General features: G+C 42.9%; 14 protein-coding genes. 11 read left to right on the forward strand and 3 right to left on the reverse strand.

Translation table 11 applies throughout. The annotated features are described in order from the left end of the window. Positions 1 to 4 precede the first annotated feature (4 nt). From yaaA to dnaA, 3 genes are all read right to left on the reverse strand, one after another. Positions 5 to 226, reverse strand: a complete 222-nt coding sequence (yaaA, locus tag AC1MBV_RS09530) for a S4 domain-containing protein YaaA (protein WP_255748682.1) — start codon at positions 224 to 226, stop codon at positions 5 to 7. A 172-nt stretch (positions 227 to 398) separates the two neighbouring features. Next, positions 399 to 1,580: a DNA polymerase III subunit beta gene (dnaN, locus tag AC1MBV_RS09535; RefSeq protein ID WP_370646084.1), complete on the reverse strand. Its 1,182-nt coding sequence runs from the start codon at positions 1,578 to 1,580 to the stop codon at positions 399 to 401. Between the two features lie 209 nt (positions 1,581 to 1,789). Continuing rightward, a complete protein-coding gene (gene dnaA, locus AC1MBV_RS09540; protein WP_255748683.1) occupies positions 1,790 to 3,208 on the reverse strand; it encodes a chromosomal replication initiator protein DnaA in 1,419 nt (472 codons plus the stop codon). Positions 3,209 to 4,089: 881 nt separating this feature from the next. Here dnaA and rpmH point away from each other — a divergent pair. The 11 genes from rpmH (at position 4,090) to AC1MBV_RS09595 (ending at position 14,740) form a co-directional block, all read left to right on the forward strand. Further along, a complete protein-coding gene (gene rpmH, locus AC1MBV_RS09545) occupies positions 4,090 to 4,224 on the forward strand; it encodes a 50S ribosomal protein L34 (protein WP_010025605.1) in 135 nt (44 codons plus the stop codon). A 376-nt stretch (positions 4,225 to 4,600) separates the two neighbouring features. Beyond that, a complete protein-coding gene (gene rnpA / locus AC1MBV_RS09550; RefSeq protein ID WP_255748684.1) occupies positions 4,601 to 4,963 on the forward strand; it encodes a ribonuclease P protein component in 363 nt (120 codons plus the stop codon). Then, complete coding sequence (yidD, locus tag AC1MBV_RS09555; protein WP_255748685.1) at positions 4,960 to 5,229, forward strand: membrane protein insertion efficiency factor YidD; 270 nt, start codon at positions 4,960 to 4,962, stop codon at positions 5,227 to 5,229. Before rnpA ends, yidD begins: the two co-directional genes overlap by 4 nt. A gap of 4 nt (positions 5,230 to 5,233) precedes the next feature. Next, the gene (gene yidC, locus AC1MBV_RS09560) at positions 5,234 to 6,016 is read left to right on the forward strand and encodes a membrane protein insertase YidC (RefSeq protein ID WP_255748686.1); all 783 of its coding nucleotides are present in this window, start codon (positions 5,234 to 5,236) and stop codon (positions 6,014 to 6,016) included. After that, a complete protein-coding gene (jag, locus tag AC1MBV_RS09565) occupies positions 6,013 to 6,633 on the forward strand; it encodes an RNA-binding cell elongation regulator Jag/EloR (RefSeq protein WP_255748687.1) in 621 nt (206 codons plus the stop codon). The genes yidC and jag overlap by 4 nt, the downstream gene beginning before the upstream one ends. 550 nt (positions 6,634 to 7,183) lie before the next feature. After that, positions 7,184 to 8,563, forward strand: coding sequence for a tRNA uridine-5-carboxymethylaminomethyl(34) synthesis GTPase MnmE (gene mnmE, locus AC1MBV_RS09570; RefSeq protein WP_255748688.1), 1,380 nt, complete (start codon positions 7,184 to 7,186; stop codon positions 8,561 to 8,563). A gap of 62 nt (positions 8,564 to 8,625) precedes the next feature. Further along, entirely contained in the window at positions 8,626 to 10,515 is a 1,890-nt protein-coding gene (gene mnmG / locus AC1MBV_RS09575) for a tRNA uridine-5-carboxymethylaminomethyl(34) synthesis enzyme MnmG (protein ID WP_255748689.1), read from the forward strand. 19 nt (positions 10,516 to 10,534) lie between these two features. Further along, positions 10,535 to 11,242 carry a 16S rRNA (guanine(527)-N(7))-methyltransferase RsmG gene (rsmG, locus tag AC1MBV_RS09580; RefSeq protein WP_255748690.1) on the forward strand — a complete coding sequence of 236 codons (708 nt, stop codon included), beginning with the start codon at positions 10,535 to 10,537 and terminating at the stop codon, positions 11,240 to 11,242. Positions 11,243 to 11,326: 84 nt separating this feature from the next. Continuing rightward, a complete protein-coding gene (gene noc, locus AC1MBV_RS09585; RefSeq protein WP_255748691.1) occupies positions 11,327 to 12,199 on the forward strand; it encodes a nucleoid occlusion protein in 873 nt (290 codons plus the stop codon). Positions 12,200 to 13,125: 926 nt separating this feature from the next. Then, complete coding sequence (locus tag AC1MBV_RS09590) at positions 13,126 to 13,887, forward strand: ParA family protein (protein WP_255748692.1); 762 nt, start codon at positions 13,126 to 13,128, stop codon at positions 13,885 to 13,887. Then, a complete protein-coding gene (locus AC1MBV_RS09595; protein ID WP_255748694.1) occupies positions 13,880 to 14,740 on the forward strand; it encodes a ParB/RepB/Spo0J family partition protein in 861 nt (286 codons plus the stop codon). The genes AC1MBV_RS09590 and AC1MBV_RS09595 overlap by 8 nt, the downstream gene beginning before the upstream one ends. The last annotated feature ends 88 nt before the right edge of the window (positions 14,741 to 14,828 follow it).

Raw genomic sequence — 14,828 nt, forward strand, 5'->3', positions numbered from 1 at the left:
CCCTCTAATCGCGGCTGATGATGAATTCGGCCGAATCCGCAATTTTAATCCGGTCTCCCTCATGTAATTTCTTTCCCCGCCTGTTTTCGTGTTCATCATTGACAAAAATTTCTGTTTCAGCTAAAAAATGTTTGGCTTCTCCGCCTGTTTGGATTAATCCTTCAAATTTCAGCAATTGTCCGAGTGTAATGAACGTTTCTCCAGCATTTAATTTAACGTTCTTCAACGTTTTGCCTCTTTTCTTATTCAAATCAGAAATATCTAAGGCTAAACAACAAAGATTTTGCTTTGCCAACCTAGTCTTTAATTCTGTCCACGCATAAGCATCGTTTTTTTTTATTGAACATAGAATGCAGACATGGCATGAAACTGACCGCCATCCGATGTTCTCATTCACTTTAGAAGGTTCGGATCGGCAAAATCAGCATCAATATATTTTCATCACCGATTGGACGGATAATAATCGGTCTCATTGGTCCGGCAAAATGAATGCGAACGGTTTGAGCGTCGACCTTGCTCAGCGCGTCCATCATGAATTTGGCACTGAAAGAAATACGCAGCGGATCACCTTCAAATTTTTCTGTAACGAGTGTTTCATAGACACGCCCCAGTTCAAGAGATTGGGATGAAATTTCTACCTGATTACCTTCTGCACGCAGTTTAACCACATTGTTCCGCTCTTCTTTTGCGAGAAGAGATGCACGTTCGATTGCGTGATACAGTGCCTTGGTTCCCAAATCAATGGTCGTCTTGCTGTCATTCGGAATCAATCTGCTTGTATCCGGATAATTTCCATCAAGCAGACGCGAATAGAATTGTACGTTATGGCTTTTAAATAGAATTTGATTGTTCGTCATGACAATGTCCACCATTTGTTCATCGTCATCATCAAGGATTTTAGAAAGCTCATTCAAGCTTGGACCCGGAATGACAAGGGTATGAGTACCGGATTCTTCAGCATCTTCGATCGTTACCGAGCGCTGAGCGAGCCGATGACTGTCGGTTGCGACACAGCTCAATCGACCGTCCTGAATGATCCATTTCACTCCGGTTAGGACAGGACGTGTTTCTGTAACTGCTACGGCATAAACGGTTTGCTTGACCAAATCTTTCAGCAGATCTTTTCGAATTCTGAACACATCGTTTTCGTTAATAATCGGCAGATTCGGATATTCTTCCGGATCAAGTCCGTTCAGGCTGAATTCCGTTGCTCCTGAAATAATTTTCGTGATCAGTCTGCTGTCTACTTCAATATGAACTTCGTCATCAGGAAGCTTACGTACAAGTTCGGAAAAAAGTCGAGATGGCAAGACAATTTGTCCCGGAGTATTGATCGTCGCATTTTCATTACCATCTTCTTCAAGAGGAATGAATGATTTAATTGATATATCCGAGTTGCTGCCAGTCAAGGTAATGCCGTCTGATCCGGATGTAATTTTTACACCGGTAAGTATTGGCATTGTTGTTTTCGACGATATAGCTTTCATGACGCGATTTACTGCATCGACAAGTTTTTCCTTCTGTACGGTACATTCCATAGCGAGCGCTGCATTTGGATTTGTGTCTTGCATTTCTTGCATCCTTGTTGCCTCCAAATCTTATATTAAGAAATTAAAAAATAGTAATCATAATAGTAGGGCTTGTGAATATGTTAGTAAGTCCGATAAACTGTGATGATTCTTTTTATCCACATGTTGATAAGCTGTGGATAAAATTGGGGGTGTGCCGGATAATTATACACACCCCTGTCAGTAAAAAAATGCATTTCATTGTTTAAATTTTAAATCAGTTATGCCTTAATCGGAGCTTTTAACTGATCGATGAGCGCGTTCACTTTTTTCTGAAGGTCACGATCAACCGAGAGCTGTTTTGTAATTTTTTCATGAGCATGGATAACGGTCGTATGATCGCGGCCGCCAAATTCTTCGCCGATTTTGGGCAGTGAACAGTCGGTCAGCTCCCGTGACAAATACATAGCGATCTGCCGTGGAAAAGCAATCGATTTCGTCCGTTTTTTCGCAGCAAAATCCTCTAATTTCAAATGATACTCCTCGCCTACAGCAACCTGGATATCTTGAATGGTTATTGTTTTGGGACGAGCAGACGGAATGATATCTTTTAGAGCTTCCGCTGCTAAATCGACATTTATATCCTGGTTGTTCAAAGAAGAGAATGCGATCACACGGATCAGCGCGCCTTCAAGTTCACGAATGTTCGTATCAATTTGGTTAGCAATGTAGATCATGACTTCATTCGGAATATCAAGGCCTTCCGCTTTCGCCTTTTTGCGCAGAATCGCAATTCGAGTCTCTAAATCAGGCGGCGTAATATCTGTAATCAGACCCCACTCAAATCGGGAACGAAGCCGATCTTCAAGCGTTGGAATCTCTTTTGGCGGCCGATCGCTGGAAATGACAATTTGCTTGTATTCTTCGTGAAGCGCATTAAACGTATGAAAAAATTCTTCCTGAGTTTGTTCTTTTCCCGCAAGAAATTGAATATCATCAATCAGGAGCACGTCAACACTTCGATATTTATTGCGAAATTCGACGGTTTTATTGTCACGAATCGAGTTAATAAATTCATTCGTGAATTTCTCGGAAGAAAGATAGACAACGCGTGCCGATGGGTTGTGCTCGATCACGTAGTGACCGATCGCATGCATCAAATGCGTTTTTCCAAGACCAACGCCTCCATAAATAAACAGAGGGTTATAAGCTTTGGCTGGAGCCTCGGCCACGGCTAAAGAAGCGGCATGGGCGAATCGGTTACCTGAGCCGATGACAAAGGTTTCGAACGTATTCTTTGAATTGAGCATACTATTGCCCAAATCTTCCATACGATGCTGATTCCTTTGACTCATACCCCCGAAAGGATTGCCATGGCCATTTGGGCTGAAATTCATTTCATCACTCTTTCCTTTATTCTGTGTGGCAGGCGAGGCGTCACTGTTGTTGTGCCGACTTGGGATGACAAATTGGACATTGTAGCGTGAGCCTGTGATCTCATAAAGAATGTCGGAAATGAGTTTGGCATAATGCTCTTCAAGCCAATCGCGTGAAAATTCATTTGGAACGCTGACAATCATGATCTGCCCCTTAATTGATTGTGCGCGCGTTTCCTTAAGCCAAGTTTCAAAACTGGGCTTGCTCAGCTTCTTTTTAATGATATCCAGTGTTTGAACCCATAGTTCTTGAAGGTTGTTCAAGGTATAGCTGCCCTCCCTAAAATTGCATCAACACATTGAAAATCCAACCTGCTTGAGAGCAGCCCAGCCGAAGTCTTGCGGCAAGTTACGGCTCTGCAACCGAAAAAAAGGAATAAAAAATTTGCCGAGCAGCCCAGTTGGCGTCTTGCGGCTAGTTCACTATTCGGGCAGAAAACATACAGGGATTTCCATGCAGGCAATCGTATCATAAAAATTTTCTCATTCATTTAGTTCCCAATTTATCCACAAGCGCCCAAGTGGGAAGAAAGTTCGAAGCAACTTGAAAGTTTGAAAGTTATCAACATGGTGCATATGCTGTGGATAACTGTGAATCACAGGTGTTAGCATCTGTCCACAAAATTATCCACAGCTGGTGGAAAACTTTATTTGAATTCCTTGTTTTGCCTAAATAAATGCACTATGATCATATCAAAAATTTGCTTTTAAAGCAATGATCGACAAATGTTATCCACAGTGGATATCTTTACGCACAATAAGGTTATGCACAGGGGGCTGATATGTGAAAAAAATGTCGATAAATGGTGTGGAAAAAATAATTTGTCAAAAAATAATCCACAGATTGCGATGGATAAATCAGAAACGGCTATTTATTGACTTTTTGGCATGAACTATTTATAATGAGTCAGACTGGTTTTACAAATAAGCCGATGAACGATTGAGGCTGAAGAATGAGAGAAAAGAGACATGGCGAATCCAGTCGAAGATGCATGGGCGGCGGAAAAACCACAACCTACTGGATCTCATTCTCGTCATGGTGACTTTTGACAGGTCGGCTGAATGGATAAAATGAGCGAGTGATTAATTCGCGATCAAACATTTGATTTGTCGGCAATCTAAAATTAATACAGGAGGTGTATCCATTGAAACGTACTTTTCAACCGAATAACCGTAAGAGGAAAAAAGTTCACGGCTTCCGTGCGCGTATGGCAACAGCTAACGGCCGCAAGGTTTTAGCAGCTCGCCGCCGCAAGGGAAGAAAAGTTCTGTCTGCATAAAGCCACTGTGTGAAGAGCAGTGGTTTTTTTACACGAAGAAAGGGAAAAGATGGACTGATCTCGTGTATAGGACAGAGGGCATTATGCTTGTTAAAAAAAGCTTGCTATTTAATAGATGATTAAACGTCGGCAGAATTGAGTATCATGGGTCGGGTGGGGGATTAAAGAGGATTGTGTTCGCGCTGTGATTCGATCAATCAATTTGCGTCTGCATTTTCCTTTAAACAGCCTTGTCATTCCGATCTTTTTCTTTATACTGAAGGTAGTATAAAAGGATAAGAACGGTTTTTGAATAGACCAAATGCAATGTTCATGGCCGCTCTCATAACATTTGCGATTAACTCATAAGTTGAGGCGTCCCACATGGAGGGACAACATGAAAACATTAAAACGATTAAAAAAGAATCAAGATTTTCAAGTGGTATTTAAAGAGGGCAAATCTTTTGCAAACCGGCAGTTTGTCGTCTATGTGCTTAAACATAACGGCAAGCCTTATTCAAGACTGGGTCTGTCGGTGAGTAAAAAGATGGGCAATGCCGTTATGAGAAACCATATTAAACGCTATATAAAAGCAATTTTTCGCGAATTTGCGGACAGGCTTGAGGTAGAAAATGATTATATTATTATCTCACGAAAACCTGTCAGTACCATGTCTCACGATGAAATGCAGAAAAGCTTGGAACATGTGCTGAAGAAAGCACGTGTCCTTTCAAATTCTGGCAAGGTGTCGCAAGTATGAAACACGTATTTATTTTTATTATTCGTTTGTATCAACGGTTTATTTCTCCTTATACACCGCCAACCTGTCGTTTTTACCCCACCTGCTCAAACTATGCAGTTGAGGCATTAACGAGGTTTGGAGTATTTAAAGGGGGATGGCTGTCGATCAAACGTTTATTAAAATGTCAGCCTTTTCATCCGGGAGGGATTGATCCTGTCCCCGAAAAGTGCTCCCATAAACAGACGGGCATGTTGAGACATCGTTCGGATCGATCGAGGAGGTAGTGTTTTGAAAAAAAAGGTTTTTGCTGTCAGTTCATTGATTTTTATGGCATTACTGCTTGCAGGATGTACCGATCTTAACAAACCAATTAATGATGAAAGTACAGGTTTTTGGAGTCAGTGGTTTGTTTTGCCGCTTTCAAAATTTATCATTGAAGTTGCACACCTTTTATGGAACAGTTACGGACTTGCCATTATTGTAACAACGCTTATCGTCCGTCTGGTTTTGATGCCGTTGATGGCCAAGCAGGTTAAAAGTTCGCGTGCGATGCAAGAATTGCAACCTAAAATTAAAGAATTGCAGAAAAAGTATAGTTCGAAAGACCAGAATACACAGAAGAAGCTTCAAGAAGAGCAGATGAAGCTTTTCCAACAAAATCATGTGAATCCACTTGCAGGCTGTTTGCCAATCTTGATTCAGATGCCGATTTTGTTTGCTTTTTACCAGGCAATCATGAGAACGTCGGAAATCAAGACACAATCGTTCCTGTGGTTCCAGCTCGGTTCTGCAGATCCGTTCTACATTTTGCCGGTCATTGCTGCGGCGACGACATTCCTGCAGCAGAAGATTATGATGGGCAGAATGGGGAATACGAATCCTCAGATGGCGATGATGATGTATGTGTTCCCAATTATGATTGCCGTTCCGGCGTTCTATTTTCCATCGGCACTGGCACTTTACTGGGTTGTCGGTAATATTTTCATGATTTTCCAGACTTACATTATCTATGAAAAGAAAGACGATGACCAAAAGGATCAAAAGCCTGCAGGAGGCGCCAAGCAGAAGTGAGGGAAGTAACCAAGTATGGAAAGACGGTTGCAGAAGCGGTTTCCAGCGCCCTTAATGAATTAAACGCGACTTCAGATCAAACAGATGTTCAAATTCTTGAGAAACCGAGACCTGGTTTTTTCGGAATTGGTGCGCGGAAAGCGCTTGTCAAGGTTACTATGACTAAGACACCTTTTGATTACGGTATTGACTATTTAAACGAGATCATTAAGAAAAGCGGTTTGACAGTTCATGTTCAGGTTGAGGAACGCAGCAGACGTGTTTGCCGTTGTACACTTTCTGGGAAAGATGCGGCTCAATTCATTGGTAAGCACGGTAAGACATTGAACGCACTCCAATTTTTAGTTGATCGTGTTGTGAACAGCGATGCTGAGCACCGAATGAACATTATACTTGATGCTGAAAATTATCGAGACACGCGCAAAAAAGCACTCATTACGCTTGCCAAGCGTATTGCGGAAAAGACAGTGAAAACAGGTCTTCCACATCGTTTGGAACCGATGCCTGCGTTTGAACGAAAGATCGTGCACAATGCTTTGGCTAAGTGCAACAAGGTACGGACCTTTTCAAACGGTGAGGAACCAAGACGTTACTTAACAGTTGCTCCGCGTTCATAAATGACAAATCAATTGAAAAAGCGCGCAAATTGTGCGCTTTTTTTGCAAGCAAAGAAAGTATATGATTTTCGCCAAAGCCAAAGGTTGTGAGCCAAACGCGCAGGTGCGAGACTCCTGCGGAGCGGCTCTGTTGATCGCAGGCCAGGGGAGACCCCGCAGGTATTAGTTTGCTTGAGGAGGCTCCCGGACTGCCCGCGGTCGCGCTCAGTTGATGCGAGCAACCGGAGCGTAATCAAAATCCGGCATGATTTAAGGACCGGGCGCTTTTTGCCCGGTTTTTCTTATACAAGAGGAAGTAACTAATAGATAAGAGATTAGTGGTGCTTCGTATTAAGGAGTTTTAGTTGAAAATAAACAAGAATTCTCTAAGATTTTTCATTTATTGGGTAAATAATGTATGATAGTCTTTGAAAAAGTTTCCCTTGTAATAAATCGTTCCTCGACTCGGATCAGGGGAACGTTAATAATATAAAAATGGTTTGTTTCATGATTCACGGATGAATTATAGGAAGCGATTAATGAAAGACGGAATGAGAAAGGAGTGATAAAATTGGATTATGATACGATTGCCGCTATTTCGACTCCGACTGGCGAGGGAGCGATTAGCATTGTGAGACTGAGCGGTTCTGAAGCCGTTGCCGCAGCCGATCGGCTTTTTCAAGGTGGGAAAGCGTTACGCGATGTAGGCAGTCACACAATTCATTATGGCAAGATTGTGGATCCGGAGACGAAGAAGACGGTTGAGGAAGTTATGGTTTCAGTGATGAGAAAACCGAAAACCTTTACTCGTGAAGACGTGGTCGAAATTAATTGCCATGGAGGTCTGACAAGTGTCAACCGTGTTCTTGAACTCGTGTTGGACCAGAACGTCCGTCTTGCGGAGCCGGGAGAGTTTACAAAACGCGCATTTTTAAATGGGCGTATTGATCTGTCACAGGCTGAGGCAGTTATGGATCTGATTCGTGCAAAGACCGATCAAGCCATGAATGTTGCGTTGAATCAGATGGAAGGAAAGCTGTCGATCTTGATTCGAAAGCTTAGGCAGCAATTGCTTGATATATTAGCTGCTGTAGAAGTGAATATTGACTATCCGGAATATGATGATGCAGAAGTGATGACGAATAATATTCTTTTTGAAAAAGCATCTGCAGTTCGTCATCAGCTTGATCGTGTGCTTTCAACAGCAAGACAGGGCAAGATTTTACGCGAAGGATTATCTACGGTAATCATCGGAAGACCGAATGTCGGCAAGTCTTCTTTGCTGAATCAGTTGGTCCATGAGTCTAAAGCCATTGTCACTAATGTGCCGGGGACAACACGTGATGTGATTGAGGAGTATGTCAATGTCCGCGGTGTTCCGTTAAAGCTGGTGGATACTGCGGGAATCCGCGATACCGAAGATTTGGTTGAGAAAATCGGTGTGTCACGTTCAAAGGAACTATTGAAAACCGCAGAACTTGTTCTGTTATTGATTAATAGTCATGAAGCACTTACAGATGAGGACCGCATGCTGTTTCAACTGATCGGGACAACGCCTGCAATTATTTTGTTAAATAAGGCTGACTTGACAATGAATGTTTCCATTGATGAGGTCAGGGAACTCGCCGGGAGCAACCCGGTACTCCGAACGTCAATGATCGATGATAAAGGACTGGAAGAGTTGGAACAAGCGATCGCTTCCTTGTTCTTCAGTAATAGTGTAACGTCAAACGGTGAGGCATATGTTTCGAATACACGTCATATTGCATTATTGAAACAAGCACGTTCAGCGATTACGGACGCGATTGATGCGGCCCAACAAGGTATACCAGTTGATATGACTCAAATTGATATTAAGCGGACATGGGATCTGCTTGGCGAAATTGTTGGCGACACGGTGTCGGACAGTCTGATCAATGAGTTGTTCTCGAAATTTTGCTTAGGGAAATAAACTGCTCTGCAGTTTTAAATAGAACGATACTATTGTGTATGAAAGAGAATGGAGGATCAGAAATGAAATCATATGAGGCCGGTACTTATGATGTGATTGTTGTCGGTGCCGGACATGCCGGAGTTGAAGCTGGACTTGCGTCGGCACGAATCGGTGCGAAAACGCTGATGTTGACGATCAGTTTGGAAGGTGTGGCTTTTATGCCATGCAATCCGTCAGTCGGAGGCCCGGCAAAGGGTGTTGTTGTTCGCGAGATTGATGCGCTCGGCGGTGAGATGGGGCACAATATTGATAAGACCTATATTCAGATGAGAATGCTGAATACAAGAAAGGGCCCTGCAGTTCGTGCACTCAGAGCACAGGCAGATAAACAACTTTATCAACGCGCCATGAAAGAAACGATCGAAGAAACAGAGAATCTTACCTTGAGGCAAGGTATGGTCGATCATCTGCTTGTTGAAGACGGCGTCTGCAAAGGTGTGGTTGTTGCAACGGGAGCAGCCTATCGCGCGAAGGCTGTTGTCCTAACAACAGGCGTCTATCTAAAAGGAAAAATTATAATCGGCGAGCTGCAGTATGAGAGCGGACCGAATAATATGCAGGCTTCCGTTAAATTGTCCGATCACCTAAAGGAGCTTGGTTTTGATCTTGTACGCTTTAAAACTGGGACGCCGCCTCGGGTGAATGGGCGTACAGTAGATTATTCCAAGACGGAAATTCAGCCGGGTGACGAAGCACCGCTCGCTTTTTCCTTTGACACGAAGGAATTTATTAAAGAACAAATTCCTTGCTGGCTGACGTACACGAATTTGGAGACACATAGAATTATACAAGAGAACCTAGATCGTTCACCGATTTTCTCCGGAGCAATTGTTGGAACGGGTCCCCGGTACTGCCCGTCAATCGAAACCAAAATTGTTCGATTTAATGATAAAAACCGGCATCAGCTGTTTCTTGAACCAGAAGGAAAAGCAACAAAAGAGGTTTATGTGGACGGCTTATCGACAAGCATGCCGGAAGAAATTCAGCGAAAAATGCTTGCAACCATTCCAGGACTTGAAAAAGCCGAAATGATGCGGCCAGGCTATGCAATTGAATATGATGCAATTGTGCCGACCCAGCTTTGGCCATCGCTGGAAACGAAGAAAATCAGCGGTCTGTTTACTGCCGGACAGATTAACGGTACTTCCGGATATGAGGAAGCGGCCGGACAAGGCCTGATGGGCGGAATTAATGCAGCAAGAAAAGCACTCGGCAAAGAGCCTTTGATTCTTGATCGCTCTGAGGCTTATATTGGTGTACTGATTGATGACTTGGTAACAAAGGGAACAAAAGAACCTTATCGTTTGCTCACTTCACGTGCTGAATATCGTTTACTGCTCCGACATGATAATGCAGATCTGCGTTTGACGGAAATTGGACATGATATTGGCTTAATCCCTGAAGAACGCTATGAACGTTTTACTGTCAAGAGGAAGTTGATCGAGCAGGAGCGGCATTATTTTTCTGCAACAACCATTAAGCCATCAGAGCAAGTGGACGAACTGCTTAAGGATAAGGGAGCTGCTTCACTAAGAGAACCGATGAAAGCCGATCGATTGCTGAAACGGCCTGAGTTATCTTATCAAGATGTGGCTTCACTCCTTCCCGAACATGGTGAAATTCCTGCAGATGTTGGCGAACAGGTTGAAATTCAAGTGAAGTATGAAGGGTACATCAGTAAGCAATTGCAGCAGGTTGAAAAGATGAAACGAATGGAAAAGAAGAAAATTCCTCAGAATCTGGATTACGAGAAGATTGACGGTATTGCTACAGAAGCTCGGCAGAAATTAGCGAAAGTGCGGCCGATATCTGTGGGACAGGCATCACGTGTGTCCGGTGTCAATCCGAGTGATGTTGCCATTTTGCTTGTTTATCTGGAAGAGGGCAAATTAGCGAGAAGAACAGGCTGATCGTTTGCAGGAGGATGCTATGGACGGTTTAGAAAAACTGTTGAGTGAAAAAAACATTCAATTATCTGAGTTGCAAATTGATCAATTTCAACTCTATTATGAAATGCTGATTGAATGGAATAAGAAAATGAATTTAACAGCAATAACGGATCCGAATGAAGTTATGATTAAACATTTTTTCGACTCACTGACCCCTTGTTTTTACTTTTCGATTCAAGAGGTGCAAACGCTCTGCGATGTTGGATCCGGTGCCGGTTTTCCCGGAATTCCTATGAAAATCCTGTTTCCTAGGCTTAAGCTGACCATTGTTGATTCGCTGCAAAAAAGATTAACCTTTCTGCAGGCAGTAGTTGACAAACTTGGATTGGACTATGTAACACTTTGCCATGATCGCGCTGAGGATTTTGCGCGGAAGCCGGGCATACGTGAAAGTTTTGACCTCGTGACTGCGCGGGCGGTTGCTAAATTGTCCGTACTTTCAGAGTACTGCTTGCCGCTGGTTTGCCTTGGCGGGAGTTTTATTGCGCTTAAAGGAAGCAGTGCGGAGGATGAGGTTCAACAGGCGGAGAATGCAATGAAGCAACTAGGTGGAAAATTAATTCGTGTCGTAACACTTGATCTTCCAGAAAATAATGGAAAAAGATCACTGGTGCGCATTGATAAAATTTCACCAACTGCAAAAAAATACCCTAGAAAACCGGGTATTCCAATGAAAAGTCCACTTTAATTGTTCCACGTGGAACATTCACAGCAGGAATTGTTGTTTGCGAGAAGAATAGTAAAGTCAGAGAGCTAAGGTGGTGGTGCGAGCATGAAAAATCATTTTTCAAAGATTTTCAATCATAACGAACAGGAAGAAACAGCAGCTGCTTTAGATGCGGAGCAGGAACTTGAGCAAGCAAGGGTCCAGGAGATCAAGGTTGCATTAATAACACCGAATCAGTATCAGCCGCGCTCTGTCTTTGATCCAGAAAAAATTCATGAACTAGCGGCTACAATTGAAGAACATGGAGTGATTCAACCGATTGTGCTTCGACCAACCGGAGATAAATATGAAATTATTGCCGGCGAGCGTCGTTGGAGGGCTGTTTCATCTCTCGGTTGGGAAACAATACCCGCAATTATTAAACCTTTAAATGATGATCAATCGGCTTCAATTGCGTTAATTGAAAACTTGCAGAGAGAAGAATTAACGGCGATTGAAGAGGCAATGGCTTATGCACGGCTCATTGATATACACGGACTGACTCAAGAAAGCCTAGCGACTAAACTGGGCAGGGGACAGTCAACAATTGCAAACAAACTGCGATTGTTGAAATTACCATCATCTGTTCAAAGTGCCATACTCGAAAAGAAGATTTCTGAACGTCATGCACGTGCGTTAATTATTCTTAAGGATCCAGGTATGCAGGAAAAAATGCTTAATGAGATCATATCAAAGCAGCTAAACGTGAAGCAGACCGAAGCGAAAGTGAAGCACTACCTGGAGAAAAGTGCTGTTAATAAAGCGGACGATGAAAAAAAGAATAGACGATTTTCACTGAGCAGAGACTCGAGAATTGCAGTCAATACAATTAGACAATCCGTTCATATGGTCACTGACTCCGGACTGGATATTGACACACAAGAACAAGATATGGGCGATTATTATCAATTTACCATACGTATTCCAAAGAAAAAATAAAGATGATTTAAGGAGGGCCATCAATGATGATGGTTCTTTTTTTACAAATTAAGAAAGTATAAGATTTTGCCCCATATTTAAACGAATAAACCAGTGTCTTGACCGAGAATCAAAGCGGAGGTGCGAGACGCCTGCGGGATCAGGTGCCAGCGAAACCTCGCTAATTTCTGCTTGTCTGAGGAGGCTCGTGGTGCGCCCGCGGTCGCGCTCAGTTGATGCGAGCAACCGAAGTGATGATTCAGCACCATAAAGACACAAATCAATGCTAAAAAAAGGGAACTTTCGCAAGTGTAAAGGAGCTTTCGCTAACTACGCATACGTCCTGTATGCAACGCGAAAGCCATCACGTCCTGTGAAAGTAAGGACCGAGCGTTTTTTGCCCGGTTTTTCTTACAAGTAAAGAAAGTATAAGATTTTACCCCATATTTAAACGAATAAACCAGTGTCTTGACCGAGAATCAAAGCGGAGGTGCGAGACGCCTGCGGGATCAGCGTGCCAGCGAGACCCCGCAGATTTCTGCTTGTCTGAGGAGGCTCGCGGTGCGCCCGCGGTCGTGCTCAGTTGATGCGAGCAACCGAAGCGATGATTCAACACTGTAAAGACACAAACCAATCACACATGGCTGGAGATTAAAGACCGGGCGTTTTTTGCCCGGTTTTTCTTAGTAAGTGTAAATGATTTAAAATTATTCATTGTTAGGTGCTGAAAATTCAAGTATAGATGACTAAATATGCACTGAGCTTTAGCACAATTTAGCACTGTTTTTAGAAAAAACGCCGCTGCTGCATAAATTTCCCCCTTTCTTTCGTCAAAATCTTGCTCAAACCGAGGTTTCTTATGGTTAAATTCGTGTAACACTGCCCTGATTGAATCAATTCATGATAAAATGAAGTGTAGCGATTGAAGATTGAGAGTAGGTGGAAGTGTGAGTAAAACATTGGCAATTGCCAACCAAAAAGGCGGTGTCGGCAAAACAACGACAGCGGTTAATCTCAGTGCCTGCATGGCTACATTAGGCTGCAAGGTATTAATGATTGATATTGATCCTCAAGGAAATGCAACAAGCGGCTCAGGTGTAGACAAAGGCGATGTCGATGAATGTATATACGATGTTCTCGTAGATGAGGTTGAAATTTCAAAAGTGATCCATAGTTCCGCAATTGAAAATCTTGACGTTGTTCCTTCGGCTATTCAACTGGCAGGTGCGGAGATTGAATTGGTATCAACAATATCAAGAGAGATTCGCCTAAAGCATGCCATAGAAAAGGTGAAGGACTCATATGACTACATAGTCATTGATTGTCCGCCGTCGCTTGGACTGCTAACCATTAATGCATTGACAGCTGCTGATGCCGTAATTATTCCGGTACAATGCGAGTATTATGCACTGGAGGGACTGAGTCAGCTATTGAACACGGTCCGCCTTGTCCAGAAGCATTTGAATCATCATCTTGCGATTGAAGGCGTTTTGCTGACAATGCTTGATGCGCGAACAAATCTTGGACTGCAAGTCATTCAAGAAGTAAAAAAATACTTCCAAGATCGAGTGTTTAAAACAATTATTCCACGTAATGTACGATTGAGTGAAGCGCCAAGCCACGGACAGCCAATTATTATGTATGACTCCAGGTCAAAAGGGGCCGAAGTGTATTTAGACTTCGCTAAGGAAGTGATCACGAATGCCTAAAGCATTAGGAAAAGGCTTAGATGCTTTCTTTCCCACGGCGTTTAATGAAGAATTAGATAATGCGGTGGAGCATGTTAAGCTAAACGAACTGCGTCCGAATCCATATCAGCCACGGAAAAAGTTTGATCAACAGGCATTGGATGAACTTGCAAGCTCGATCAAAGAACATGGGATTATTCAGCCTCTCGTTGTTCGAAAAAGTATAAAAGGCTATGATATTGTCGTCGGCGAACGGCGCTTTCGAGCTGCAAAACAAGCCCAAATGACGACTGTACCCGTTGTGGTCAAGGAACTGTCCGATGAAGCAATGATGCAGATCGCGTTGATTGAAAATCTGCAGCGTGAGAATCTTAATCCGATTGAGGAAGCAGAGGCCTACAGAAAATTGATGGATGGTCTGCACTTGACTCAAGACGAATTGGCAAAAAAACTTGGGAAAAGCAGACCTCATATTACGAACCATTTACGACTGTTGCAACTGGATTCGGCAGTTGCAGCATTGATTGAACAGGGAAAACTTTCAATGGGTCATGGCCGTGCGCTTGCTGGTTTGAAGGATAAAAAACAAATGGCGCCGGTTGTTGACAAAGTCATCAAGGAGCAGATGAATGTCCGTCAGCTCGAAGCACTTATCCAGCAGCTCAACCATCATGTTCCACGTGAAACATCGAAAAAGAAACAATGGGCAATGCCCGCTGAGTTAAAGGATCGGGTCTATGGATTAAGAGAAAAATACGGTACTGCAGTAAAAGTAAAACCTAGTTTGAAAAAGGGAAAGGGTAAAATTGAACTGGATTACTATTCTGCAGAGGATTTATATCGTTTAATTGATATTATGGAAGGACGACTCTGAGCAGTCGCTTCTTCTTTTTTTATTTATCGTGGACTTCCATTCTCATTTCAGTAAGCGGTGCATCTTTAGTAAGCTAAAAGTACGGAGG

Source organism: Sporolactobacillus sp. PKPK-6, from assembly GCF_056678885.1.

Bases quoted from the DNA above. Each gene is read 5' to 3' on its own strand.
- dnaN (WP_370646084.1), bottom strand. From the start codon at position 1,580: ATGCAAGAAATGCAAGACACAAATCCAAATGCAGCGCTCGCTATGGAA.
- rnpA (WP_255748684.1), top strand. From the start codon at position 4,601: ATGAAAACATTAAAACGATTAAAAAAGAATCAAGATTTTCAAGTGGTA.
- yidD (WP_255748685.1), top strand. From the start codon at position 4,960: ATGAAACACGTATTTATTTTTATTATTCGTTTGTATCAACGGTTTATT.
- mnmG (WP_255748689.1), top strand. From the start codon at position 8,626: ATGAAATCATATGAGGCCGGTACTTATGATGTGATTGTTGTCGGTGCC.
- rsmG (WP_255748690.1), top strand. From the start codon at position 10,535: ATGGACGGTTTAGAAAAACTGTTGAGTGAAAAAAACATTCAATTATCT.
- noc (WP_255748691.1), top strand. From the start codon at position 11,327: ATGAAAAATCATTTTTCAAAGATTTTCAATCATAACGAACAGGAAGAA.
- AC1MBV_RS09595 (WP_255748694.1), top strand. From the start codon at position 13,880: ATGCCTAAAGCATTAGGAAAAGGCTTAGATGCTTTCTTTCCCACGGCG.